Origin of the sequence: Pseudoxanthomonas koreensis, from assembly GCF_041890415.1 — a bacterium.
Lineage (GTDB): Bacteria > Pseudomonadota > Gammaproteobacteria > Xanthomonadales > Xanthomonadaceae > Pseudoxanthomonas > Pseudoxanthomonas koreensis_A.
Genome location: NZ_CP169056.1, coordinates 986,404 through 1,011,464, shown reverse-complemented (window position 1 = coordinate 1,011,464; position 25,061 = coordinate 986,404). Strand labels below are relative to the sequence as shown.

Below are 25,061 nucleotides of genomic sequence, written 5' to 3'. Positions count from 1 at the left end.
TGCCGGGATGAACTACCGCCACGCCTTCCACGCCGGCAACCACGCCGACGTACTCAAGCACATTGTCCTGCTGGCGCTGATCGACGCGCTGCTGCGCAAGCAATCGCCGTTCTTCATCCTGGACACGCACGCCGGCCGGGGCCGCTACCCGCTGCAGGGCGAGGCGGCGGCCCGCACCGGCGAGGCCATCGGCGGCATCCTCGCCCTGGCCGGACGCGAGCACGACGCGCCCCCGGCCGTGGCCCGCTACCTGCACGCGGTGGCGACCGGCGACGGCAGCTACCCCGGCTCGCCGCTGCTGGCGGCGGGTGCGATGCGCGCGCAGGATCGGCTCGCCGCCTGCGAGCTGCAGCCCGACGAGGCCGCCGCACTCAAGGCGCTGTTCAGCGCCGATCCGCGCGTGGGCGTGCATGCCCGCGACGGCTACGCGGCGGTGCGCGCCCTGCTGCCGCCGCGCGTGGACGGCACCCGCTACGCCCGTGGCCTGGTCCTGGTCGATCCACCCTACGAGGCCCAGGAAGCCGAGTACCCGCTGGTGGCCCGCGCCGTGCGCGAGGCACTGGAACGCTGGCCACAGGCAACCTGCGCCATCTGGTACCCGATCAAGCAGCGGCGCAGCCTGCAGCCGTTCTTCCGATCGCTGGAAAACCTGCCGGCACGTTCGCTGCTGCTGGCCGAACTGCTGGTCCGCCCCGACGACTCGCCGCTGCGCCTGAACGGCAGCGGGATGGCCGTGCTCAACCCGCCGTGGAAACTCGACGATGCACTGGCCCCGGCACTGCCCTTCCTGCGCCAGGCGCTGGGCGCGGCCGGCGCGTCCACCCGCCTGGAGTGGCGCAAGCGCGAGGCCGGCTGAGCCGCCCGGTCACTCCGGCTCGGCGCCCTCCGGCTCGAAGAAACTCCAGCGCACCACCGGGAACTGCGCCTTCATCGCCCGCTCGACCTGGTCGATGTCGCGCAGCATCGCCGCACCGTCATGGCCCCGGCGCATGCTTGCATGCACCGACACCAGCACCTCGCTGCCCTGCTGCAGCGTGATCAGGTGCAGCACCTGCGCGATCTCCGGGCGGCCGGCCAGGAACTCGCCGATCTGCTTCTGCAGGAACGGATCCACGCTCTGCCCGATCAGCATGGCCTTGACCTCGATGGCCACCAGTACCGCGATCACGATCAGCAGCACGCCAATGCCGATGGTGCCCACCGCATCCCACAGCGGGTTGCCGGTCACCACCGCCAGGGCCACCGCCACCAGCGCCAGCACCAGGCCCAGCAAGGCCGCCAGGTCCTCGCCGAAGATCACCACCAGCTCGGCCTGGCGGCTCTCGCGGAACCACTGCCACAGCGAGCGCGAGCCACGGGCCTTGTTCACCTCCTGCAGGCAGGCGCGCATCGATATCGCCTCGGCGACGATCGCGAACACCAGCACGCCCACCGCCCACCACCACTGCTGCATCGGCTCGGGATGCCGCAGCTTGTGCACGCCCTCGTACACCGAGAACATGCCGCCCACGCTGAACAGCATCACCGCCACCAGGAACGACCAGAAATAGATCGCCCGGCCATAGCCCAGCGGGTATTCGGGCGAAACCGGCCGCCTGGCCTGGCGCAGGCCCAGCAGCAGCAGGAGCTGGTTGCCGCAGTCGGCCACCGAGTGCACCGTCTCGGCCAGCATCGCGCTGGAGCCGGTGACGAAGGCGGCCACGCCCTTGGCCACCGCGATCGCGAAATTGGCGCCAAGCGCGAACAGGATCGCGCGGGTGGAATCGCCGCTGCCTGCCATCGGCCTGCCTCCCTCGTTGCGTGGCGGCCGATTCTAACGGCACCGCCACCAAGGCCGCGCGAATATGGGAACATCGACCCATGCCACGCAACCGGCTCCCCCCCTGGCACGCAGAGTTCGTGCTGCCCAACCGACGGGCGATCCTGATCCGGCCGATCCGCCCAGAGGACGCCGCTCCGCTGCTGGGTGCGTTCGACCTGCTTGGCCCGGACGAGATCCGCGTGCGCTTCGCCGGCGGCGGTGCCCTGGACGAGGCGGCAGCCACCGAACTGGCCCGGCCCGATCCACGCGCCGAGCTGACCCTGGTCGGTGCCGAACCGCTGCCGCCGGGCGAGGCCATGATCGCCGGCCTGGCACGGGCGCGGATCGTGCCCGGCACCCGCCAGGCCGAGTACGCCATCCTGCTGGCCGGCTACGTGGCCGGCCTGGGCCTGGGCCGGCACCTGATGCAAAAGCTGGTGAAGTGGTCGCGCGGCCGTTACCTGGACCGGCTCTACGGCGATACCCCGGAGAACAACAAGCCGATGCTGGACCTGGCGGCCTCGATGGGCTTCCGCCCCAGCGTGGAGCCGGGCGTGCCGCCGGGCCTGCTGCGGCTGGTGCTGGACCTGTCGCCCTAGGCCTAGGCCGCCCGCGTCCACGGCCGGCCTGGCCGGCACGGCTACAATGCGCGGTCCATGTCGTCAGCTTCCGTTTCCGTGCCCCCAACACCCCCATTGCCGCGCCGCGGCCATGCCCGCGCCTGGTGGCGTGCGCCCGCCTCGCCGTCGGCCCTGGCATGGCACCTGGCCAACGCCGCGCGCGCCCACCCCGGGCCGCTGCTGTTCGTGGCCCGCGACAACCAGTCCGCACACCAGCTCGAAGCGGACCTGCACACCCTGCTCGGTGCCGACCCCGACCTGCCGGTGGTGCCGTTCCCGGATTGGGAAACCCTGCCCTACGACCGTTTCAGCCCGCACCCGGACATCGTCAGCCAGCGCCTGGCCGCGCTGCAGCGGCTGCCGCAGCTGCAGCGCGGGATCGTGGTGGTGCCGGTGCAGAGCCTGCTCCAGCGCCTGCCGCCACTGCGCTACATCAGCGGCGGCAGCTTCGACCTGGGCAGCGGCCAGCGCCTGGACCTGGATGCGGAAAAGCGCCGGCTGGAGTCGGCCGGCTACCGCAACGTGCCGCAGGTGCTGGACCCGGGCGACTTCGCCGTGCGCGGCGGCCTGCTCGACGTCTACCCGATGGGCGCCGATGCGCCGCTGCGGATCGAGCTGCTGGATGACGAGATCGACTCGATCCGCTGCTTCGACCCGGAAAGCCAGCGCTCGCTGGAGCGCATCGACGCGGTGCACATGCTGCCCGGTCGCGAGCTGCCGATGGACGATGCCAGCATCGCGCGCGTGCTGGACGTGCTGCGCGAGCGCTTCGACCTGGACACCCGGCGCAGCGCGCTGTACCAGGACCTGAAGGCCGGCCTGGCGCCGGCCGGCATCGAGTACTACCTGCCGCTGTTCTTTCCCCCGGCGCGCGATGGCTCGCCCGCGACCGCCACCCTGTTCGACTACCTGCCGGTGAGCGCGCTGCCGGTACTGGCCGACGGCGCCAGCGCCGCGGCCGATGCGTTCTGGCAGCAGACCGGCAACCGTTACGAGCAGCGCAGGCACGATGTCGAGCACCCCGTGCTGCCGCCGGCCGAGCTGTACCTGCCACCGGACGCGCTGCGCGAACATCTCAACCGCGGCATCCGCGTGGAAGTCTGCGGTGCCGAGCACACCCACACCGCCGAGGCCGCCGCACTGGGCGACCAGCCTGCACCGTCGCTGCCGGTGGCCGGGCCCGACCATGCGCGCGCCGGCGAGGCGTTGCGCAGTTTCCTGGCCAGCTACCCGGGCCGGGTGCTGGTGGCCGCCGATTCACCCGGTCGCCGCGAGGCATTGCTGGACGTTCTGCAGGCAGCGGGCCTGCGGCCGCGCATTGTCCCGGACTTTCCCTCGTTCCTCGCAGCCACTCCCGCCGGCGTTGAGCGACGCGACAGCGCTGCTCCAACGGCGGCAGTTGATCCGGCGGCGCAGCCGCCGGACAACACGGACTTCGTCCTCACCGTGGCGCCGCTGGAAGATGGCTTCGCCATCGACGCGCCGCAGTTCGTGGTCCTCACCGAGCGCCAGCTGTTCCCCGAGCGCGCCGCGCTGCCGCGACGCGCGCGCCGTGCCGGGCGCGAACCGGAAGCGATCATCCGCGACCTGGGCGAGCTGACCGAAGGCGCGCCCATCGTCCACGAGGACCATGGCGTCGGTCGGTATCGAGGACTCGTCGCGATGGACATCGGCGGCATGCCCGGCGAGTTCCTGGACATCGAGTACGCCAAGGGCGACCGCCTGTACGTGCCGGTGGCCCAGTTGCACCTGGTCAGCCGCTACTCCGGGGCCTCGCCGGACACCGCGCCGCTGCATTCGCTCGGCGGCGAACAGTGGGCCAAGGCCAAGCGCAAGGCGCAGGAAAAGGTCCGCGACGTGGCCGCCGAGCTGCTGGAGATCCAGGCCCGGCGCCAGGCCCGCGCCGGCCTGGCGCTGGATATCGACCGGGCCATGTACGAAGGCTTCGCCGCCGGCTTCCCGTTCGAGGAAACCCCGGACCAGCACGCGGCGATCGAAGCGGTACTGCGCGACCTGCAATCCAGCCAGCCGATGGACCGGGTGGTGTGCGGCGACGTGGGCTTCGGCAAGACCGAGGTCGCCGTGCGCGCGGCCTTCGCCGCGGCCAGCGGCGGACGCCAGGTGGCCGTGCTGGTGCCGACCACCCTGCTGGCCGAGCAGCACTTCCGCAGTTTCCGCGACCGTTTCGCCGACTGGCCGCTGAAGGTGGAGGTGCTGTCGCGCTTCAAGAGCACCAAGGAGATCAAGGCCGAGCTGGAGAAGGTGGCGCGTGGCGAGATCGACGTGATCGTCGGCACCCACCGCCTGCTGCAGGCGGACGTGAAGTTCAAGGACCTGGGCCTGGTCATCGTCGACGAGGAGCAGCGCTTCGGCGTGCGCCAGAAGGAGGCGCTGAAAGCCCTTCGTGCGAATGTCCACCTGCTCACCCTCACCGCCACCCCGATCCCGCGCACGCTGAACATGGCCATGGCCGGGCTGCGCGACCTGTCGATCATTGCCACCGCGCCGCCGAACCGGCTGGCAGTGCAGACCTTCGTCGTGCCCTGGGACGATGCGCAGCTGCGCGAGGCGTTCCAGCGCGAGCTGGCGCGCGGCGGCCAGCTGTACTTCCTGCACAACGACGTGGAAAGCATCGGCCGCATGCAGCGCCAGCTGTCCGAACTGGTGCCGGAGGCGCGCATCGGCATCGCCCACGGACAGATGCCGGAGCGCGAGCTGGAACGGGTGATGGTGGACTTCCAGAAGCAGCGCTTCAACGTGCTGCTGTCGACCACGATCATCGAATCGGGCATCGACATCCCCAACGCCAACACCATCGTCATCAACCGCGCCGACCGCTTCGGCCTGGCCCAGCTGCACCAGCTGCGCGGCCGCGTCGGCCGCTCGCACCATCGCGCCTACGCCTACCTGCTGGTGCCACCGGACCGGCGCGCGATGACTCCGGATGCGGAGAAGCGGCTGGAGGCGATCGCCTCGATGGACGAGCTGGGCGCCGGCTTCACCCTGGCCACCCACGACCTGGAGATCCGCGGCGCCGGCGAACTGCTCGGCGAGGACCAGAGCGGGCAGATGGCCGAGGTCGGTTTCAGCCTGTACACCGAACTGCTGGAGCGGGCGGTACGCAGCATCCGCCAGGGCACCCTGCCCGACCTGGACGCGGGCGAGGAAGCGCGCGGCGCCGAGGTCGAACTGCACGTGCCGGCGTTGATCCCGGAGGATTACCTGCCCGACGTGCACACCAGGCTCACGTTGTACAAGCGCATCTCCAGCGCGCGCGACGACGAGGCCCTGCGCGAACTGCAGGTGGAGATGATCGATCGCTTCGGCCTGCTGCCGGATCCGGTCAAGCACATGTTCGCCATCGCCGAGCTGAAGCGCCAGGCCGGGGCGCTGGGCATCCGCAAGCTGGAACTGGGCGAGAGCGGCGGACGGATCGTGTTCGAGGCCAAACCCCGCGTCGACCCGATGTCGGTGATCCGGATGATCCAGCAGCAGCCGAAGCTGTACGCGATGGAAGGCCCGGAGAAGCTGCGCATCCGGGTGCCGCTGCCGGAACCGGCGGACCGCTTCAACGCCGCGCGCGCATTGATGACCACGCTGACGCCGGGCTGAGCGCTGCCATCGCGGGCGATGACACCGGGCTGAGCGCTGGCATCGCGGGTGCGTTTGCGCAGGGAATCGAGCGGCACGATTCCTGTAGGAGCCGGACTTGCCGGCGACCGCGGCGCAGGCTGCGGCATCGCGACACGCCACACCACGCCGCGCCGCGGTCGCCGGCGAGCCCGGCTCCTACAGTTGCGATTCCACCGGGAGCCAGCCCACCAGCCAGGCACCGGCGCGGCGCCAGATGCTGGCTTCCGGCTCCTTGTCCCAGACCTCGGGCGGTTGTGCGGCATCGTCGTGCCAGCGCAGGCTGCCGTCATCCATCAGTTGCAGCCGGTAGCTGGTGTCGGCTGCGGTCTTGGCCTGGTACAGCGCTTCCAGTTCGGCGGCGGCGGCGGGCGAATCGAACAGCAGGCCCATCTCGGTATTGAGGTTGATCGAGCGCGGGTCGAGATTGAACGAGCCGATGAAGCCGCCACTGCCATCCACGATGAAGGCCTTGGTGTGCAGGCTGGCGCCGCTGGAACCGAACAGGCTGCCATCGACCCGGCCCTGCGGCTTGAGTTCGAACAGCGACACCCCGCTGCGCAACAGCGGCACCCGGTAGTTGGCATAGCCGCCGTGCACCGCCATCACGTCGTTGGCCGCCAGCGAGTTGGTGAGGATGCCGACCTCGACGCCACGCTGGCGCAGCCCGGCGATCCATTCGACCCCGTTGTCGCCGGGCACGAAGTACGGGGACACGACCTTTAGCTCGCGCTGCGCACGCGAGGCGTGCTCCAGCAGGATCGGCGTCATCCAGTCCGGCTCGGGCGTGGCGCCTTCGGCCTTTTCCGGCGGGTCGGATACCACGGCCGCCTCGGTGGTCCAGTGCATCCGCGTGCGCCCCTGGTTCAACGCCTGCACCAGTGGCGACTGGCGCAGGCGCTGCGCGTAGGGCGCGGCACGCACCGACTGCAGCCCGGCATCGATGCCGCCACGCAGCTTCTCCAGCGCGCCGGGCCTGGCCTGGACCAGCGCCTCCAGCGGGATCGCCGAAGCGCTGTTCCAGTAGGCGTCGAAGATCGCCTCGGACTGCGCCACCGCCGGGCCGACGACCGCCACGTCGGTATCCATGAAGTTGACGTCCGGTGCCGCGTCGAAATATTCGTCGCCGATGTTGCGCCCGCCGACGATGGCCAGGCGGCCGTCGGCGATCCAGGTCTTGTTGTGCATGCGCCGGTTCAGGCTCAGGAACCGCAGCAGCAGTTCGACGCCGCGGGCCACGGTGCCTTCGCGCGCACGGGTCGGGTTGAACAGGCGCACCTCGACCAGCGGATGGCTGTCCAGCGAGGCCAGCACCGAATCGCTGCCGTGCACGTTCAGGTCATCCAGCAGCAGGCGTATCCGCACGCCACGGTCGGCGGCGCGCAGCAGTTCGTTGTAGATCAGGTTGCCGGTGAAGTCGGCATGCCAGATGTAGTACTGCAGGTCCAGGCTGCGGCCGGCCATCCGCGCGGTGGCCGCGCGCGCGGCGAAGGCGTCGAGGTTGTCGGACAGGATCAGCATCCCGGTCTGGCCGGGGCGGGCCGCGGTCATCGGGGCGATCGCCCGGTCCAGCACGGTGCCGTTGACCTGCAGTTCCAGCGCGTGCGATTGCGGCCCGCGCACGCGCTCGGCGAATCGGCCATAGGCGTACAGCGACAGCAGCGAGGCCGCGGTGAACACGGCCAGCGCGATGCCGATCCACTTGAGCGCCCTGCTCCCCATCGTCGTCCCGCAGTGCCTTCGGTGCGGTTGATTGTAGGCCACCGCGGCCCGGCCATCCCCCGGCCACAACGACACGCGATAACGGATGGCGCAACGAGAACACCCGGCCGTAGCCGGGTGTTCCACGTGTCGATGCCGGGTCTGGCGCTACTTTGCCTTGCCCTGGTTGGCCACCGCCTCGGCGGCGCGGCGCGCGGCTTCCGGATCGCCCAGGTAGCGGTGCGACACCACCTTCAGCTCATCGTCCAGCTCGAACAGCAGCGGGATGCCGGTGGGAATGTTGAGTTCCAGGATCGCTTCCCTGGACACGCCGGTGAGGTACTTGTACAGGGCACGCAGCGAGTTGCCGTGCGCGGCCACCAGCACCGTGCGACCGGCCTTGAGCTGCGGCGCGATGGCGTCGTGCCAGTACGGCAGCACCCGATCCAGGGTGGTGGCCAGGGACTCGGTGGCCGGCAGCGCATTGCGATCCAGGCCGGCGTAGCGGGTGTCGTTGGCCGGGTGGCCGGGATCGTCCAGGGCCATCGGCGGCGGCGGCACGTCGTAGGAGCGACGCCAGATCTTGACCTGCTCCTCGCCATGCTTGGCCGCGGTTTCCGCCTTGTCCAGGCCCTGCAGGGCACCGTAATGGCGCTCGTTGAGGCGCCAGCTCTTGTGCACCGGCAACCAGTCCTGGCCCAGCTCGCCCAGGGCGAGGTTGAGGGTGCGGATGGCGCGCTTGAGGGTGGAGGTGTAGGCCACGTCGAACTGCAGGCCCTCCTCGCGCATGACCTTGCCACCGGCAGCGGCTTCGGCGCGGCCCTGCTCGGTCAGGTCCACATCGACCCAGCCGGTGAAACGGTTTTCGAGGTTCCACTGGCTCTGGCCGTGGCGCAGCAGGACGAGCTTGCGGGTCACTGTAGGGTTCTCCGGTGCGGACGATGGGACAGGCCGCGATTGTACCGGCATGGCGTACCGGCATGGCGTAGCGGCATGGCGTACCGGCATGGTGCCCCGCGCCGTAGCATGCGCCGCGCTTCGCCCCTGCTTCACGCGGGCAGCGCCCATCATCGGCCATGGCCCCATCCACCACGACCGATCCCTTCCCCGGCTGGGACGGCACCCTCGCCGGTGCGCGCAGGCTGCAGGCCGGACTGGCCGCACGGGTCAGCCTGGAGGATGGCTTCCATGCGCCGCTGCGGACCGTGGCCGGGTTCGACGTCGGCTTCGAAGAGCATGGCGCCGTGACCCGGGCGGCGGTGGTGATGCTGGATGCACGCACGCTGCAACCGCTGGAATCGCACGTGGCGCGCATCCCCACCCGCATGCCGTACGTGCCCGGCCTGCTCAGCTTCCGCGAGTTGCCGGCACTGCTGGAAGCGCTGGCCATGCTGCAGCACCCGCCCGACCTGGCAGTGATCGACGGCCATGGCATCGCCCATCCACGCGGGCTCGGCATTGCCGCCCATTTCGGCGTGGCCACCGGGCTGCCAAGCCTGGGCGTAGGCAAGAGCGTGCTGGTCGGCCAGCACCTGGAGCCCGGGCCCGAACGCGGCGACCGCTGCCCGCTGCTGCACCAGGGCCGGCAGATCGGCTGGGTCCTGCGCAGCAAGCCGCGCTGCAGGCCGCTGATCGTCTCGCCCGGCCATCGCGTGTGCCTGGACAGCGCGGCGGCCCTGGTGCCGGGCTGGCTGGCCGGCTATCGCCTGCCCGAGCCCACCCGCCTGGCTGACCGGCTGGCCTCGCGCCGCGACCATCGGCGCCCGGCGCGCCCGCCCGGGGGCTAGACCACGATTGCCGTCTCAGCCGCCCTGCGACGCATCCATCGACAGCCCGTCCGAATCCGTTAGGATGACGCAATGCAACAATCCCACGACAGCGTGGCCTGACGATGCTCTATCAACTGCACGAACTGAACAGGGCGATGATGGCGCCCTGGATCCATCTGGCCCAGGCCAACTCCCGCATCTTTTCCGACCAGGCGAGCTGGGCATCCTCGCTGCCTGGCGCCGAGCGCATCGCCGCCGGCAACGAGCTGATGCACCGGCTGGGCAAGGATTACGAAAAGCCGGCCTGGGGCATCCACGAGGTCGAGGTGGACGGCCACAAGGTGCCGGTGCTGGAGCAGGAGGTGCTGCGCAAGCCGTTCTGCCGGCTGGTGCGGTTCAAGCGTTATACCGATGACGCCGCCACCATCGCCGCACTCAAGGACGATCCGGTGGTGCTGGTGGTGGCGCCGCTGTCCGGGCACCACGCCACCCTGCTGCGCGATACCGTGAGCACCCTGCTGCGCGACCACAAGGTGTTCGTGGTCGACTGGATCGACGCGCGCATGGTGCCGGTGGAAGACGGCGCATTCGGCCTGGACGACTACATCGCCTACGTGGAGGATTTCATCCGCCACATCGGCGCCGCAACGCTGAATGTGATCGCGGTGTGCCAGCCGGTGGTGCCGGTGCTGGCGGCGGTATCGCTGATGGCCAGCCGCGGTGAGCCGGCGCCGCGCTCGCTGGTGCTGATGGGCGGCCCGGTGGACGCACGCCTGAGCCCGACTGCGGTCAACAACCTGGCCACGCGCAACCTGCTGTCGTGGTTCGAGAACAACGTCATCCATACCGTGCCGCCGCCGTACCCGGGCCAGGGCCGCGCGGTGTACCCGGGCTTCCTGCAGCACGCCGGCTTCCTGGCGATGAACCAGAGCCGCCACTTTATGTCGCACTGGGATTTCTACTCGGACCTGGTCAAGGGCGACCTGCAGGATGCGCAGGCCCACCGCAAGTTCTACGACGAGTACAACGCGGTGCTGGACATGCCCGCCGAGTACTACCTGGACACCATCCGTACCGTGTTCCAGGAATTCCTGCTGCCGCGCGGCAAGTGGAACGTCGGCCGCGAGCTGGTGCAGCCGGCGGCGATCAGGCACAGCGCGCTGATGACCATCGAAGGCGAGCTGGACGACATCTCCGGCCTGGGCCAGACCCGTGCCGCCCACGACCTGTGCACCGGCATCCCCAAGGCAAAGCACCAGCACCTGACCGTGGAGGGCGCCGGCCACTACGGCATCTTCAGCGGCAGGCGCTGGCGCGAGAAGGTGTATCCGCAGGTGCGGGACTTCATTGCCCGCTACGCGCGCGACTGAGCCACGCCGCGCACGGACACGCAAGAACGCCCCGCCATGTGCGGGGCGTTCGCGTTCGCGGGGGGCGGCGTGCGCAGCGCGCGCCGACCTGGCGTGGCGCTACAGCACCGGGCTGCGTACCAGCAGGTGCTTGGCCAGCCAGCCGTGGAAGCGGCCCACCAGGCGCGCCACGTGCAGGCTGACGAACAGCAGCACCACGCCCACCAGGAAGGACAGCGACGCCAGCCACCAGGAGCCGGCCAGGTCCACGTAGAGACCCTGCAGGTGGATGCTCGCCCCGCCGAACCCGAGCAGGGCCGCCACCGGAACCAGCAACAGCGACAGCGACAGCGACAGCAGGGTCACCACCGCGGTGAAGTACGCCGTGCCCAGCGGCAGCATCAGCAACAGGTAGGCGGTGGCGGTCCAGGTGCGGCCGTCGGTGAACAGTTCGCCGATGCGCTTGAGCCAGGATTTGTCGCGCTGGGTGTAGAGCGGCCGCCGCGGCATGCGCTGGCCCAGCAGCACCTCCACGATGCGGCCCTCCACCAGTGCCAGCAGCCGCACCGACATCAGGAACAGCAGCAGCAACGGCACGCCGACGATCAGCACCAGCAGGCCGGCCGACAGGCTGGCGCCGGTCACGACCCAGGTGAAATAGAACACGCCGGTGGCCAGCGACAGCAGCATGTAGAACAGCGAGCCGTATGTATGCGGGTCAGCCACCACGCCGAAGAAGCGTCCGGCCAGCGAGGGCCGGCGCGGCGGGCGTGGCGCCTGCAGCGCACGGTTCACCGTGACCTCGGTCTGGCGGTAGATGTCGGCCACTTCCTCCGGGGCGCCGTAGCTGCCGGCGACCGCGGCGATCACTTCGGCCTCGTCGCGCCCGGCCTGCTCGGCAAGTTCGGAACGCAGGTACTCCTCCGCGTCGTACAGCGCGTCCTGGACCATGGCCGGGTCGGCGTCGCGCAGCGCATCGCGCAATTGCTCCAGGTACTGCGGGATGGTGGTCGGCAGGGGCCGGCCCAGGGTGGCGTTCATGCGGGAATCCCCTCCAGGATGGAATCGACGGAATCGCGGGTGGCGCGCCAGGCGCCGGCCCATTGCGCCAGGACCTGATGGCCCACGGCGGTGATGCGGTAGCAGCGGCGCGGCGGCCCGGCATCGGACGGCTCGACATGGCTTTCCAGCAACCCGGCCGCCTCCATGTTGCGCAGCACCGGGTACAGCGCGCTCTGCTTGCCGGACAGCACGCCCGCACCCACCTGCTCCAGGCGCTTGGCAATCAGGTAGCCGTACAGCGGCTCGCTGGCCCGGGCCAGCACCGCCAGCAGGGTCAGTGACACGACACCGGCACTGAGTTCCTTCTGGAATTTCTTCAGCTGGGCATCGACATCCACCATGGGCGGCTCCTCCGGCATAGGTGCCGTTGGGCCAATCTATTCTCAAGTTCGCTATAGTGGATGTGCCGATAGTCACCCCGGCATTGCGTGCTGGCTGGCCGCACCACGTCGCACGGGCGAGAATCGGGCGCTCCCATGCCCCGGACCTGCCCATGCGCCTGCTCCCCGCCCTGCTCGCCTGCGCCCTGTGCGCCGCCACCGCCACCGTCTTCGCCCAGGCCCCCACCCGCGGCATGCAGGAGATCATCGACGGCGCACCTGCGGAGGCCTGGCGCAGCCTGGATCCCGAGCGCACGCTGTACCTGGAGCTGGACGCCGGCCGGGTGGTGATCGAGCTGGCACCGGAATTCGCCCCCGCGCACGTGGACAACATCCGCACCCTGGCGCGCGAAGGCTTCTGGGACGGCACCTCGGTCTACCGGGTCCAGGACAACTTCGTGGCCCAGTTTGGAGATGCCGAGGGCGATGACCCGGCGTTGGCGCGTGACCTGGGCAGCGCCGCACGCAAACTGCCGGCCGAGTTCGAACGCGCAGCGGCCGGGTTGGCCTTCGATCCATTGCCGGATGCGGATGGTTGGGCACCGCAGGCCGGCTTCGTGGCCGGCTTCCCCGCCGCGCGCGATCCGGCCACCGGCATGGCCTGGCTGGCGCATTGCTACGGCGCGGTGGGCGCGGCGCGCAGCATGGCCGACGACAGCAGCCTGGGCGCCGAGCTGTACGTGGTGATCGGCCAGTCGCCACGCCAGCTGGATCGCAACATCACCGTGGTGGGCCGGGTGGTCGATGGCATCGAGTGGCTCAGTGCACTGCCGCGCGGCCCGGCGCCCATGGGGTTCTACGCCGAAGCGGCCCAGCGCACCCCGATCCGTGCGCTGCGCCTGGCCAGCACGGTCCCGCAAGCGCAGCACGTGGCGTTGCAGGTGCTGCGCACCGATACGCCCACCTTCGCCGAACTGGTGGAGTCGCGCCGCAACCGGCGCGATGGCTTCTACAAGCGGCCGGCCGGGCACATCGACCTGTGCAACGTGCCGTTGCCGGTGCGGCGCACGCCGGCACCCTGAGCCTGGCAGCGCATCGCGGCATGCCCGGGGACGGGGTTTTCCGGCGATGCACGGTCCCGCGCTGCCCCGGCATCACCCGGCGTTGATCGCGGCGGCGGCAGGCTGGCGGCGTCGTTCCTTTCCGGAGACTCCGTATGCCCCTGCTCCGCATCCGCATCATCGGCAGCGATGACGACCTGCGCGCCTTCGCCGACCTGTTGCAAAGCATCGAGGGCATCGAACACGTGGAAGACGTGGCCGACCTGATGCCGCGCATGGATGACGAGGACTCCAGCTCCGCCGGCCTGTCCGACGACCTGGGGCCCGGCGTGCACGAGCTGGAAGTGGACGCACCCAATACCTACACCGCCAACCGCGTGCGCGCAGCGGTGGAGGAACTGGCGATCCGCCTGGGCGTGGCCGCCGAGTTCGAGCCCGAGCGCGAATAACCGCCACCGGCGTTTGCGCGAACACACCTGGCGCCGGCTGGCCACGCATGCGCCGGCCGGCGCCTGGGCATGCGCGCACGCCTCCAGCAGGCGCACGCCTCCAGAACGCCGCACCGCGGCCGATACACCTGACGCAGGCACTGTCCGCCGTGGCGGCGATGCCCTCCTCTCCCCGCAGCAGGTGTGGTCTTGTCCGGCGTTCGCAGCTCTCCATGTCCGCCCATGCACTGGCGCAGCCGCGCATGCGCCGCAGGCACCGGCATCCCCGCCGCGACGCCGCTGGCCACCCGTGCCGGCCGGCATGCCGCGGCCGTGCACCGCAGCCCGGGCCGGTTCACTCCACCCCTCCCCTCCTCGTGCCATCCCCGCCGCCAGCCACGCTGGCTGCTCCACTTTCCGATCGAGAAGCCGACGTGTCCGAAGCCCGCATCTCCCCCGCCCCGCCCCAGGGACTGAACCATTTCGCCTATGCCCGCCGGCTGGCATCCGCGGCCGACCGGATGTTCCTGTGGCTTGCCGGCGTGCTGGCGATCGCCTCGCTGGTGATGGCGCTGTCGCTGGGCCGATGGCTGCCGTTCCTGGTCCTGATCCTGCCCGCGCTGGCGGCGATCGCCTTCCACGTGCTGCGCCACCCCGGTACCCGCGGCGCCAGCATCACCGCGGCACTGGGCCTGATGGCGATGGTGGCCGCGACCATGGAGCAGGCCGGTGGCCGCGCCGAGGCGCACTTCGGGGTGTTCGTGGTGATCGCGCTGCTGCTGTACTACCGCGACTGGCTGCCGGTGGTGGTGGCCGCAGCTGCAATTGCCGTGCACCACCTCGTGTTGTTCTGGATGCAGGCTGCCGGGTTGCCGGTCCACGCCTTCCCGCCCGATGCCGGCTTCGGCACCGTGGCCATCCACATGCTCTACGTGGTCGTGGAAACGGGCTTCGTCTGCGTGATGGCCGTCTACCTGCGCCAGCAACTGGTCGCACTCGGGCACGGGCCGCGGAGGCTGGCCGAACTGGCGCGCGGCGTGGCCGACGGCAAGCCGGTGCCGGCCGAGCTCGAAGCGCTGGCCCTGCCGCCTGGCTCGCTGGCCAGCGCGCTGGTGCAGATGCGCACGCGCATCGTCGAGGACGGCGACAAGGAACGCGCCATCAACGAACACAACGCACGCACCCGCGTTGCGCTGGACGTATCGCGCACCGGCCTGATGATCACCGACGAGCACCACGTCATCCGCTATGCCAACCACGCGGTGCTGGACATGCTGCGCAACCAGCAGGAACAACTGCGCCGCCAGTTCCCGGATTTCGATGCGGATGCGCTGATCGGCACCAGCATCCACCAGTTCCATGTGGACCCGGACCGCATCCGCCACCTGCTAGACACCCTGCAGGGCCGCCACGACGGGCGCATCCGGGTCGGCGATGCCCATTTCGCGCAGATGATCACGCCGGTGCGCGGCGCGGCCGGCGAGTCGCTTGGCTTCGTGGTCGAATGGCACGACCGCACCGACGAGCTGAAGCTTGAAGGCGAGATCTTCCGCATCGTCGACGCCGCCGGCGCCGGCGACCTGGGCCAGCGGCTGCAGGTCGCGGGCAGCTCTGCGTTCTTCGTCACCCTGGCCGAGGGCATCAACCGCTTCCTGGAAACCACCCAGGACAGCGTGCGCGAAGTGCGCAACCTGCTGTCGGCGCTGTCGGAAGGCCGGCTGGGCCAGCGCATCGAGCGCGAGTTCGGTGGCGACTTCGGCCAGATGAAGACCGATGCCAATGCCACCGCCGACCGCCTGGCCTGGATCGTGGGTCAGTTGCAAAGCGCCTCGGCACGCATCGACACCGCCGCCGGCGAGATCGCAGCCGGCAACCAGGACCTGTCCGGGCGCAGCGAGCAGCAGGCCGCCAGCCTGCAGGAAACCGCGGCGACCATGGAGCAGATGACCTCCACCGTGCACCAGAATGCCGACAACGCCAGCCAGGCCAACACCCTGGTGCAGGGAACCGCCGAGGTGGCCGGGCGCGGCGAACAGGTGGCGCGCCAGGCGGTGTCCACGATGGACGAGGTGGAAGCGGCCTCGCGCCGGATCGCGGAGATCATCGGCATCATCGACGGGATCAGCTTCCAGACCAACATCCTGGCGCTGAACGCGGCCGTGGAAGCGGCGCGTGCCGGCGAGCAGGGCCGCGGCTTTGCCGTGGTGGCCGGCGAAGTGCGCGCACTGGCCCAGCGCTCGGCCGGCGCGGCGCAGGAAATCAAGGCGCTGATCCAGGATTCGGTGGACAAGGTGGGCGCCGGTTCGACCCTGGTGCGCGAGGCCGGACAGACCATGACCGGCATCCTGGGATCGGTGCAGCAGGTGGCGGCGATCATGGGCCAGATCACCGCCGCATCGAAGGAGCAGGCACTGGGCATCGAACAGGTCAGCCGCTCGGTGGTGCAGATGGACCACGCGACCCAGCAGAACGCCGCGCTGGTGGAAGAGGCCACCGCCGCCGCGCACGCACTGCAGGAGGAAGCGGCCGAGCTGGCCCGGACCACGGCCATGTTCCAGCTTGGCGAGGAGCCGGCCAACGCCGACGCGCCGCTCAGGCGCTACGCCTGATGCAACGATCCTGGCGCCGGCCGGTCGCGCGGCGCCAGGATGGATTCGGTCAGCCGGCGCGGCGGCGGCGGCGCAGCCGGCGCCAGGCCAGCACCAGCACCGCGACCACGGCGCCGACCGGAATCAGGAAGGCCACCGAACGGATGGTCCATGCAGTGCCCGTGCCCAGGATCTGGCCGAAATCACCCAGCGCCTGGCGGATCTGGCCGCTGCCACCATCCTGTCCGGAGACGCGGAAATCAAGGGTCACCAGATGGGTCTGGATGCGACGCTGCTGCTGGGCCGAATCCTGCGCGGCGGCCTCCAGCGCCGTGTCCACCTCGGACATCTGCCGCGACAGCGCGATCATGTCGGCCACGGCCAGGTCGGGCCGCTGCTGGAATTCGAGCAGGCGCGACTGCTCGCGCTGCAGGCGCTCGCGCGTGCGCGCAGTATCGGCAACGGCCTGGGCCAGGTCTTCGGCACGGGTGACCCGGCTGCCGACCTCCCCGCCTTCGCTGGCCCGCGCGATCAACGGCTCCACCCCGGCCGGCACGATCCGCACCGCCAGCCGCGCACTGGGCCAGTTGCCGCCGTGGCGGGACACCGCCAGCACCTCGCACGCACCGAAGGTTGCGTCCTGGCAGGCGGCCTGCGATTGGGCAAGCCGTGACTGCAGGCTGTCGCCATCCAGCACCACCTCCACCTCGTGCTCGTAGGCCAGTGCCTGGCCTGTCGGCGCGTGCGCGTCGGCCGCGCTCGCCACGCCGCCCTCGGCGCCATGCCGTGCGCTGCAGCCGGCCAGCCACAGGCAGGCCAGGGCCGCCAGCCAGCCTGCACCCCTCACAGCCGTGCACCGTCGAACGGCACCACCTGCACGGACGCCAGGTCCATCTCCGGCAGGCAGCGCACGTTGACCGCGACCATGGTGCTGCCATCGGGCGCGGTGCCTTCGCCGAACGGGGCGATGCCGCAGGTGGGACAGAAATGGTGCTGGATGTGGCGCTTGTTGAACTGGTAGGTCGCCAGGGCCTGGCGCGGGGTGTGCAGGGCAAACGCGGACGCCGGCACGAACCACAGCAGGCCGCCGCGGCGCCGGCACATGGAACAGTTGCAGTCGATCACCTGGTCGATCTGGCCTTCGGCGGTGAACGCGATGCCGCCGCAATGGCAACTGCCTTGGTACTTCATGGATGCTCCCGGGGCCTGTGCAGGGGCCAAGCCTAAGGCTCGGGCGCGCGCAGCGGTAGCCCGCCGCCGCGCAGCTCAGCGCGGCCGCAACACCAGGTCCTGGAAGTCGAAGCTGAAATCGGTCAGCTCCGAGGCCGCCTCCATCCGCGCCTGGCGTACCTGGCCGTCGGCATCCAGTTCGAATGTGACCAGCGCATCGCCATTGAGCGTGCGTTCGTCCCAGCGCACCAGGAAGGTGTCGTGGTGCCAGTGCTGCAGTTCGCCGGCCAGCAGCGGGCTGCGGGTGAAGCGCATCCGCAGCCCGTCGCCGGCCTGGACCACGTCCACGTCGCCGTACCACGCATCGCGGTAAGTGCGCGCGTAAGCGGACAGCGGCAGCGACGGCCGGGTTTGCGGCGTGCGTGCGCGCAGCCGCGACGCCCACGCGTCCTCGGCACGGGCCCGGGCCTTGTCGGCGGCCGCGGCATAGGCGGCGATCCAGTCGGTGCGCTGGTCCGGCGCCAGGTAATCATCCAGCGCCTGCATGGTCACCGCATTGAACGCCGCGCCCGATTCCTGGTTGGTCAGCACTACCACGCCCAGGCCGAGCGCCGGAACCAGGGTGACCCGCGAGACCATGCCCGGCCAGCCGCCGGTATGCCACACCAGCTTGCGCCCGCGGTAGGAGGACACGATCCAGCCTTCGCCGTAGCCCAGGAAATCCGGGCGCGCCGCTTCCAGCGCCGGCACCGATGGTGCGGAGATGTTCATCGGTGATTGCAGCGACCACATCTGCTCCTGGCGGGCGGTCGAGAACAGCCGGTGCTCGCGCCCCTGCGCGTCCACGTGCACGCCGCCGGCCAGCTGCGCGGCGACCCAGCGCGCCATGTCGTGGGCATTGGAATAGATGCCGCCGGCCCCGGACGCGTTGTGCCAGGTAAGCGGGAAAGTCGGCTGCAGGCGGGTGAAGTCGGCCCTGGCATGTCCACTGGCGGCGATGTCGCCGGACTGCAGCGCGTCGGCATTGATGCGGGTGGCATGCATGCCCAGCGGATCGAAGATGCGCTGCTGCAGGAACTGCGCGTACGACTGCCCCGAGGCCTGCTCCACCACCAGGGTGGCGGCCGCGTAGAGGATGTTGTCGTAGGCGTAGCGCTCGCGGAAGCCGGTCTTCAGCGGCACGTGCGCAAGCCGGCGCACGACCTCCTCGGTGGTGTAGTCGCTGCCGGGCCAGAACAGCAGGTCGCCGGCGCCCAGGCCCAGGCCGCTGCGGTGTGTGAGCAGGTCACGGATGCGGATCTGCGCGGTGACATAAGGGTCGGCCATGCGGAACCACGGCAGGTGGTCGACCACGCGGTCGTCCAGCGTCAGCTTGCCCTCGTCGGCCAGCATCGACAGCGCCGCGGCGGTGAAGGCCTTGGTGTTGGAGGCGATGGCGAACAGGGTGTGCGCGTCCACCGGCTCGGGGCTGCCCAGCTCGCGCACGCCCCAGCCGCGCGCCAGCACCACCTGCCCGTCCTTGACGATGGCCACTGCGATGCCGGGTATCTCGAACTGCGCACGTACCCGCTCGACGTGGCGGTCGAACGCGGCCGGGTCGAATGCCGGCGGCGTGGCGGTGGCATCGGAGGCATCGGCGGACGTGGCCGCATCGCCGATGCCCGCGGCCGGCACCGGCATCGGTGCCAGCAGGCACAGCCCGCACAACAGCAGGCGCCAGCACAGGGACGATCTTGGAGTCGGAAACATGCGGTTCTCCGGCAGGCGCCCCGATTCTAGGCGCATCTCCCGGTGAGGGGATGGATGCAGCCTCACCGCCTGAAACAGCGGCGCGGGAGGCCTGATCGCGGGGCGCGGGAGGCATGGTCGTGGCGGCGGGAGGCATGGTCGCGGCGGCGGGAGGCATGGTCGCGGCGGCGGGAGGTATGGTCGCGGCGGCGGGAGGCATGGTCGCGGCGGCGGGAGGCATGGTCGCGGCGGCGGGAGGCATGGTCGCGGCGGCGGGAGGCATGGTCGCGGCGGCGGGAGGCATGGTCGCGGCGGCGGGAGGCATGGTCGCGGCGGCGGGAGGCATGGTCGCGGCGGCGGGAGGCATGGTCGCGGCGGCGGGAGGCATGGTCGCGGCGGCGCGGTGCGATGCCTGCTGCCGCTCATGTCCCCCGGCTGCGGCCTGCGGCCACAGCCTCCTCCTTGACTTCCCGTCAGCAGGCATCGCACCACGCCGTGTCACGATCATCGGCCGCCACCGTGTCACGTTCATCGGCCGCCGCATCGTGTCACGCGCATCGGCCGCCGCATGTAGGAGCCGGTCTTGCCGGCGACCGCGGTGCGGGGTGGTGTGTCGCGATGCCGCAGCCTGCGTCGGGTCGCCGGCAAGACCGGCTCCTGCAGGACGCGCGCGCTCAGGTGCGCGGCAGGGTCACGCCGGTCTGGCCCTGGTACTTGCCGCCGCGGTCCTTGTACGAGGTTTCGCACACGTCGTCGGCATCGGACTGGAAGAACAGCATCTGGGCCACGCCCTCGTTGGCGTAGATGCGCGCCGGCAGCGGCGTGGTGTTGCTGAATTCCAGGGTCACGTGGCCTTCCCACTCCGGCTCCAGCGGGGTCACGTTGACGATGATCCCGCAGCGCGCGTAGGTGCTCTTGCCCAGGCACACCACCAGGGTGTCGCGCGGGATGCGGAAATACTCGACCGTGCGCGCCAGGGCGAACGAGTTGGGCGGGATGATGCATTCGTCGCCGACGATGTCCACGAAGCTCTTCGGGTCGAAGTGCTTGGGGTCGACAATGGTCGAATTGATGTTGGTGAACACCTTGAACTCCGGCGAGCAGCGCACGTCATAGCCGTAGCTGGAGGTGCCGTAGCTGACGATGCGCTGGCCATTGACCTGCTTGACCTGGCCCGGCTCGAACGGCTCGATCATCCCGTCGGGCCGGTCGGACATGCGGCGGATCCAGCGGTCACTCTTGATGCTCATGCAGTGTTCTCTCTGGCGCGTCGGCCAATGACCGCGCAGTTGTAAGGGGGGCGATTGTAGGGGGCACCTTGCCGCGGCGCACCTGCCGCGGGCACTCAGGCCAGGGTCGAGGCGATCGGGATAGACGCGCGCGGCCGCTGTGCCAGCCGCGCGGCCATCGCCTGCGCCGCCGCCAGGTAGGCCTGCGCCGGAGCCGAGTCCGGCGCGGCGGCCACCACCGGCGTGCCGGCGTCGCCTTGCTCGCGGATGCGCAGGTCCAGTGGCAGCGCACCCAGCAGCGGCACGCCGTAATGTTCGGCCATGGCCTGGCCACCGCCCTGGCCGAACAGGTGCTCGACATGGCCGCAGTTGCTGCACACGTGCACGGCCATGTTCTCGACGATGCCCAGCGTGGGCACGTTCACCTTCTCGAACATCTTCAGCGCCTTGCGCGCATCCAGGGTGGCGATCTCCTGCGGGGTGGTGACGATCACCGCGCCGGCCACCGGAATCTTCTGGGCCAGGGTCAACTGGATGTCGCCGGTGCCCGGCGGCAGGTCGATCAGCAGGTAATCCAGGTCGCCCCACAAGGTGGTGGTGAACAACTGGGTCAACGCCGAGGTGGCCATCGGCCCGCGCCAGATCATCGGGGTGTCGGTGTCCACCAGCAGGCCGATGGACATGGCCTCCACCGAGAACGCGCGCAGCGGTTCGATCGACTTGTCGTCCGGGCTGTCTGGGCGCCCGGACAGGCCCAGCATCGCCGGCACGCTCGGGCCGTACACGTCCGCATCCAGCACCCCCACCCGGGCCCCGAGCCGCTGCAGCGCCAGGGCCAGGTTGACTGCGGTGGTGGACTTGCCGACCCCGCCCTTGCCCGAGCCGACGGCGATGACATTGCGGATCCGCGGGTGCGGCGACAGCCCGCCCTGCACCGCGTGGGCCGCGATCCGGTGCCGCACCTGGAAACCGGCCAGGGCCAGTCCGTGCCGCTGCGCTGCCTCGCCCACCCGGCGGCCGGCCGCCTCGATCGCCTGGTCCTGCATCGGGTAGCCCAGCAGCAGGTCCACCTGGCAGCGCCCGCCGTCCACGCGCACGTCCCAGCGCGCCTGCGGCGGCGCCAGCGGCAGTCCGGCGACCGGGTCGTCGAGGAGCTGGAGGTCGTTGACCAGGGCGGCGGCGGGGTCCATGGCGCAATACCGTTTCGAGCGGGGGATCGGCCAATTGTGGCAAATATCCACGCGCCGGGCCGGGTGCCGGGCCCCGGCGCCCGTTCCAGGGCCGTGCCCGGCCAGCGACCATGCGCATGCGTATGCAAGGGCGGGCTTCTGCGCTAGAGTCGGGCGCACACCCCGATCCGGCCCCGCCCCGGGCCATCCCCACCCGGAGGTAACGACATGCAACGCACCGGTTCAAGCACGCTGCGCACCGCGCTGGTGGCCACCCTGCTGCTGGCCGCCGGCAGCGCCCTGGCCTCCGATCCCGTAACCGGCCACTGGAAGACCATCGATGACGACACCGGCAAGGCCAAGTCCATCGTCCACATCACCCAGGCCGCCGACGGCACCATCAGTGGCCGGATCGTCGAGCTGATCGATCCAAGCAAGCCCGACCCGGCCTGCGACAAGTGCAAGGACGACCGCAAGGGCAAGCCGATCACCGGGATGCAGATCATCCGCGGGATGAAGCCCGGAACCGACGGCCGCTACGCCGGCGGCACCATCCTCAAGCCCGACGAGGGCAAGGTCTACAAGTCGAAGATGGAGCTGGTGGACGGCGGCCGCACCCTGCAGGTGTCCGGCTGCATCGCGTTCATCTGCAAGTCGCAGGCCTGGCAGCGGCAATAGCGCCAGGCGCCAGGGAGCGAGGCGCCGCCGGCCCCGCGTGGCGGCGCACACCACGGCCGCGCCATCGGGCGCAGGCAGCGGGAGCGCAGGCGGGGCCGCACCCGCGCGCATGCGATAATCGCCGGTCCTTTCGCGTCCGGCCCCGACATGTCCCGCTCCGCACTCGTCACCAACGCCCTGCCCTACGCCAACGGCCCGCTGCACCTGGGCCACCTGGTCGGCTACATCCAGGCCGACGTGTGGGTGCGGGCACGGCGGATGCGCGGCGACACCGTGCACTACGTCTGCGCCGACGACACCCATGGCACCCCGATCATGCTGGCGGCCGAGAAGGCAGGCGTGACCCCGGAAGCCTTCATCGCCGGGATGCAGGCCAGCCACGAGCGCGACTTCGCCGACTTCGGCGTGGCGTTCGACCATTATGACTCCACCCATTCGGCCGCCAACCGCGAACTGACCGAGCAGTTCTACGCGCGCCTGGAGGCCGGCGGCCACATCGCGCGGCGCTCGGTGGCGCAGTTCTACGATCCGGCCAAGGGCATGTTCCTGCCCGACCGCTACATCAAGGGCACCTGTCCCAACTGCGGCACCGCCGACCAGTACGGCGACAACTGCGAATCCTGCGGTGCCACCTATTCCCCGACCGACCTGAAGGACCCGCGCTCGGTGCTGTCCGGCGCCGCGCCGGAGCTGCGCGATTCGGAGCACTTCTTCTTCGAGGTCGGCCGCTTCGAGGGCTTCCTGCGCCAGTGGCTGGATGGCGACGTGGCCGTGCCGGGGGTCAAGGCCAAGCTGCGCGAATGGCTGGACGGCGAAGGCGGGCTGCGCGCCTGGGACATCTCCCGCGATGCGCCCTACTTCGGCTTCGAGATCCCCGGCGCGCCGGGCAAGTACTTCTACGTGTGGCTGGACGCGCCGATCGGCTACCTGTCCAGCTTCCGCAACCTGTGCACACGCAACGGCGCCGACTACGACGCCTTCCTCGCCCCGGACAGCCAGGCCGAGCTGCACCACTTCATCGGCAAGGACATCGTCAACTTCCACGGCCTGTTCTGGCCGGCGGTGCTGCACGGCGCCGGCCTGCGCGCGCCCACCCGGCTGCACGTCAACGGTTACCTGACCGTGGACGGCGCCAAGATGTCCAAGTCGCGCGGCACCTTCATCATGGCCCGCACCTACCTGGATGCAGGCCTGGACCCTGAGGCGCTGCGTTACTACTACGCGGCCAAGTCCTCCGGCGGCGTGGACGACCTGGACCTCAACCTGGCCGACTTCAGCGCACGGGTGAATGCCGACCTGGTCGGCAAGTTCGTCAACCTGGCCAGCCGCTGCGCCGGCTTCATCCACAAGCGCTTCGACGGCAGGCTGGCCGACGCATTGCCCGACGCCGCGCAGTACGACCGCTTCGTGGCCGCGCTGGATGGCGTGCGCGACTCCTACGAGCGCAACGACGCGGCCGCGGCACTGCGCCAGGTGATGGCGCTGGCCGACGAGGCCAACAAGTACATCGACGAGCACAAGCCGTGGGTGATCGCCAAGGAAGCCGGCGCCGAGGCGCGGCTGCAGGCCGTTTGCACCCAGGGCCTGAATCTGTTCCGGGTGCTGGCCGCCGCATTGGCACCGGTGCTGCCGCGCACATCCACCCAGGCGGCTGATTTCCTGGCCGCGCCGGTCCAGGCCTGGCCCGACCTGGATGCACCGCTGCTGGCACACGCGATCAACGCCTACGACCCCCTGTTCACCCGGATCGATCCCAAGCAGATCGCGGCCATGGTGGACGGGTCGAAGGAGACCATGGCCGGCGGCGGCGCGGCGCCGGCTGCAGCGGTGCAGGCCAAGCCGGCCAAACCGGAAAAGCACAAGGACGCACCCGCCGCGGCAGCAAGTGGCGCGGCCGCCACCATCGGCATCGAGGATTTCGCCAAGCTCGACCTGCGCATCGGCAAGGTGCTCGAATGCGGCTTCATCGACGGATCGGACAAGCTGCTGCGCTTCCTGCTGGACGCCGGCGAGCTTGGCCAGCGCCAGATCTTCTCCGGCATCCGCGCCAGCTACGGCGAACCGGAAACGCTGGTCGGGCGCAACGTGGTGTTCGTGGCCAACCTGGCGCCGCGCAAGATGCGCTTCGGCACCAGCGAGGGAATGATCCTGTCGGCCGGCTTCGACGGCGGCGCACTTGCGCTGCTGGACGTGGACGCCGGCGCACAACCGGGCATGCCGGTGCGCTGAAGCGCGGGTGCCCGGGTTGAAGGCGGGCGCCATAATGCGCCACCCGCCACATGTGCAGGCCACTGCCGCCGATGATGCCCAGCATCGACCTGGTCGAACGCCTTGACCGCCTGCTGCCGCAAACCCAATGCGGCCAGTGCGGCTATGCCGGCTGCCGTCCGTATGCCGAAGCGATGGCGCATGGCCAGGCCGGCGTCGACCATTGCCCGCCGGGCGGCGACGCCGGTGCGCGCGCGCTGGCACGGGTGCTGGGAGTGCCGCCGCAGCCGTATGACCGCAGCCGTGGCGAGTGCAAGGACACCCAGGTGGCAGTGGTGGTGGAAGCGGACTGCATCGGCTGCACCAAGTGCATCCAGGCCTGCCCGGTGGACGCGATCATCGGCGCGGCCAAGTTGATGCACGTGGTCATCGACCCGCTGTGCACCGGCTGCGAACTGTGCGTGCCGGCGTGCCCGGTGGACTGCATCGTGATGGAGCCGGTGGCGGCGGCACGATAGCGCGATGCGTGATGGTGCGATGCGCGCCGTGC

Annotated in this window: 21 protein-coding genes; 11 read left to right on the top strand and 10 right to left on the bottom strand. The window is 70.4% G+C overall.

The window, feature by feature from the left end; all coding sequences use genetic code 11:
- The first annotated feature begins 7 nt into the window (after window positions 1-7).
- Window positions 8-856 (top strand): 23S rRNA (adenine(2030)-N(6))-methyltransferase RlmJ, encoded by an 849-nt coding sequence (locus ACEJ41_RS04665; RefSeq protein ID WP_374013627.1) that lies wholly within the window; start codon window positions 8-10, stop codon window positions 854-856.
- 9 nt (window positions 857-865) lie between these two features.
- Here ACEJ41_RS04665 and ACEJ41_RS04660 read toward each other — a convergent pair whose 3' ends face one another.
- The gene (locus ACEJ41_RS04660; protein WP_374013626.1) at window positions 866-1,780 is read right to left on the bottom strand and encodes a cation diffusion facilitator family transporter; all 915 of its coding nucleotides are present in this window, start codon (window positions 1,778-1,780) and stop codon (window positions 866-868) included.
- Window positions 1,781-1,860: 80 nt separating this feature from the next.
- On the opposite strand from ACEJ41_RS04660, the gene ACEJ41_RS04655 reads away from it, so the two are divergent.
- Both ACEJ41_RS04655 and mfd read left to right on the top strand, forming a co-directional pair.
- Window positions 1,861-2,400, top strand: coding sequence for an N-acetyltransferase family protein (locus tag ACEJ41_RS04655; RefSeq protein ID WP_374013625.1), 540 nt, complete (start codon window positions 1,861-1,863; stop codon window positions 2,398-2,400).
- A gap of 57 nt (window positions 2,401-2,457) precedes the next feature.
- Window positions 2,458-6,033 (top strand): transcription-repair coupling factor, encoded by a 3,576-nt coding sequence (gene mfd / locus ACEJ41_RS04650; RefSeq protein WP_374013624.1) that lies wholly within the window; start codon window positions 2,458-2,460, stop codon window positions 6,031-6,033.
- 177 nt (window positions 6,034-6,210) lie between these two features.
- Here mfd and ACEJ41_RS04645 read toward each other — a convergent pair whose 3' ends face one another.
- Window positions 6,211-7,773, bottom strand: a complete 1,563-nt coding sequence (locus tag ACEJ41_RS04645) for a phospholipase D family protein (protein WP_374013623.1) — start codon at window positions 7,771-7,773, stop codon at window positions 6,211-6,213.
- Window positions 7,774-7,920: 147 nt separating this feature from the next.
- Window positions 7,921-8,670, bottom strand: coding sequence for a 2,3-diphosphoglycerate-dependent phosphoglycerate mutase (gene gpmA / locus ACEJ41_RS04640; RefSeq protein WP_374013621.1), 750 nt, complete (start codon window positions 8,668-8,670; stop codon window positions 7,921-7,923).
- A 158-nt stretch (window positions 8,671-8,828) separates the two neighbouring features.
- On the opposite strand from gpmA, the gene nfi reads away from it, so the two are divergent.
- Together nfi and ACEJ41_RS04630 are read left to right on the top strand one after the other, a co-directional pair.
- Window positions 8,829-9,539 (top strand): deoxyribonuclease V, encoded by a 711-nt coding sequence (nfi, locus tag ACEJ41_RS04635; RefSeq protein ID WP_374013620.1) that lies wholly within the window; start codon window positions 8,829-8,831, stop codon window positions 9,537-9,539.
- A 104-nt stretch (window positions 9,540-9,643) separates the two neighbouring features.
- A complete protein-coding gene (locus ACEJ41_RS04630; protein WP_374013619.1) occupies window positions 9,644-10,891 on the top strand; it encodes a polyhydroxyalkanoate depolymerase in 1,248 nt (415 codons plus the stop codon).
- A gap of 99 nt (window positions 10,892-10,990) precedes the next feature.
- Here ACEJ41_RS04630 and ACEJ41_RS04625 read toward each other — a convergent pair whose 3' ends face one another.
- Together ACEJ41_RS04625 and ACEJ41_RS04620 are read right to left on the bottom strand one after the other, a co-directional pair.
- Window positions 10,991-11,911 (bottom strand): sensor domain-containing protein, encoded by a 921-nt coding sequence (locus tag ACEJ41_RS04625; protein ID WP_374013618.1) that lies wholly within the window; start codon window positions 11,909-11,911, stop codon window positions 10,991-10,993.
- Complete coding sequence (locus ACEJ41_RS04620) at window positions 11,908-12,273, bottom strand: PadR family transcriptional regulator (protein ID WP_374013617.1); 366 nt, start codon at window positions 12,271-12,273, stop codon at window positions 11,908-11,910. The genes ACEJ41_RS04625 and ACEJ41_RS04620 overlap by 4 nt, the downstream gene beginning before the upstream one ends.
- A 152-nt stretch (window positions 12,274-12,425) precedes the next feature.
- Between ACEJ41_RS04620 and ACEJ41_RS04615 the strand changes: the two genes are divergently transcribed.
- The 3 genes from ACEJ41_RS04615 to ACEJ41_RS04605 all read left to right on the top strand — a co-directional run bounded on the left by ACEJ41_RS04615 (window position 12,426) and on the right by ACEJ41_RS04605 (window position 16,350).
- Window positions 12,426-13,334 carry a peptidylprolyl isomerase gene (locus ACEJ41_RS04615; RefSeq protein WP_374013616.1) on the top strand — a complete coding sequence of 303 codons (909 nt, stop codon included), beginning with the start codon at window positions 12,426-12,428 and terminating at the stop codon, window positions 13,332-13,334.
- Window positions 13,335-13,468: 134 nt separating this feature from the next.
- Window positions 13,469-13,762 (top strand): hypothetical protein, encoded by a 294-nt coding sequence (locus tag ACEJ41_RS04610; protein WP_374013615.1) that lies wholly within the window; start codon window positions 13,469-13,471, stop codon window positions 13,760-13,762.
- A 413-nt stretch (window positions 13,763-14,175) separates the two neighbouring features.
- Complete coding sequence (locus tag ACEJ41_RS04605) at window positions 14,176-16,350, top strand: methyl-accepting chemotaxis protein (RefSeq protein WP_374013614.1); 2,175 nt, start codon at window positions 14,176-14,178, stop codon at window positions 16,348-16,350.
- Between the two features lie 49 nt (window positions 16,351-16,399).
- Here the strand turns inward: ACEJ41_RS04605 and ACEJ41_RS04600 are convergent, their stop codons facing one another.
- The 5 genes from ACEJ41_RS04600 to apbC form a co-directional block, all read right to left on the bottom strand.
- Window positions 16,400-17,176, bottom strand: coding sequence for a DUF4349 domain-containing protein (locus ACEJ41_RS04600; protein WP_374013613.1), 777 nt, complete (start codon window positions 17,174-17,176; stop codon window positions 16,400-16,402).
- Window positions 17,173-17,520: a GFA family protein gene (locus ACEJ41_RS04595; RefSeq protein WP_374013612.1), complete on the bottom strand. Its 348-nt coding sequence runs from the start codon at window positions 17,518-17,520 to the stop codon at window positions 17,173-17,175. The genes ACEJ41_RS04600 and ACEJ41_RS04595 overlap by 4 nt, the downstream gene beginning before the upstream one ends.
- Before the next feature lie 75 nt (window positions 17,521-17,595).
- Window positions 17,596-19,179 (bottom strand): serine hydrolase, encoded by a 1,584-nt coding sequence (locus ACEJ41_RS04590; protein ID WP_374014066.1) that lies wholly within the window; start codon window positions 19,177-19,179, stop codon window positions 17,596-17,598.
- A gap of 722 nt (window positions 19,180-19,901) precedes the next feature.
- Window positions 19,902-20,477: a dCTP deaminase gene (gene dcd, locus ACEJ41_RS04585; RefSeq protein WP_374013611.1), complete on the bottom strand. Its 576-nt coding sequence runs from the start codon at window positions 20,475-20,477 to the stop codon at window positions 19,902-19,904.
- A gap of 95 nt (window positions 20,478-20,572) precedes the next feature.
- Entirely contained in the window at window positions 20,573-21,646 is a 1,074-nt protein-coding gene (apbC, locus tag ACEJ41_RS04580; RefSeq protein WP_374013610.1) for an iron-sulfur cluster carrier protein ApbC, read from the bottom strand.
- 207 nt (window positions 21,647-21,853) lie between these two features.
- On the opposite strand from apbC, the gene ACEJ41_RS04575 reads away from it, so the two are divergent.
- From ACEJ41_RS04575 to rnfB, 3 genes are all read left to right on the top strand, one after another.
- Window positions 21,854-22,303, top strand: a complete 450-nt coding sequence (locus ACEJ41_RS04575) for a DUF2147 domain-containing protein (protein ID WP_374013609.1) — start codon at window positions 21,854-21,856, stop codon at window positions 22,301-22,303.
- A 147-nt stretch (window positions 22,304-22,450) separates the two neighbouring features.
- Window positions 22,451-24,532 carry a methionine--tRNA ligase gene (gene metG, locus ACEJ41_RS04570; RefSeq protein ID WP_374013608.1) on the top strand — a complete coding sequence of 694 codons (2,082 nt, stop codon included), beginning with the start codon at window positions 22,451-22,453 and terminating at the stop codon, window positions 24,530-24,532.
- A gap of 50 nt (window positions 24,533-24,582) precedes the next feature.
- A complete protein-coding gene (gene rnfB, locus ACEJ41_RS04565) occupies window positions 24,583-25,029 on the top strand; it encodes an Rnf electron transport complex subunit RnfB (RefSeq protein WP_374013607.1) in 447 nt (148 codons plus the stop codon).
- The last annotated feature ends 32 nt before the right edge of the window (window positions 25,030-25,061 follow it).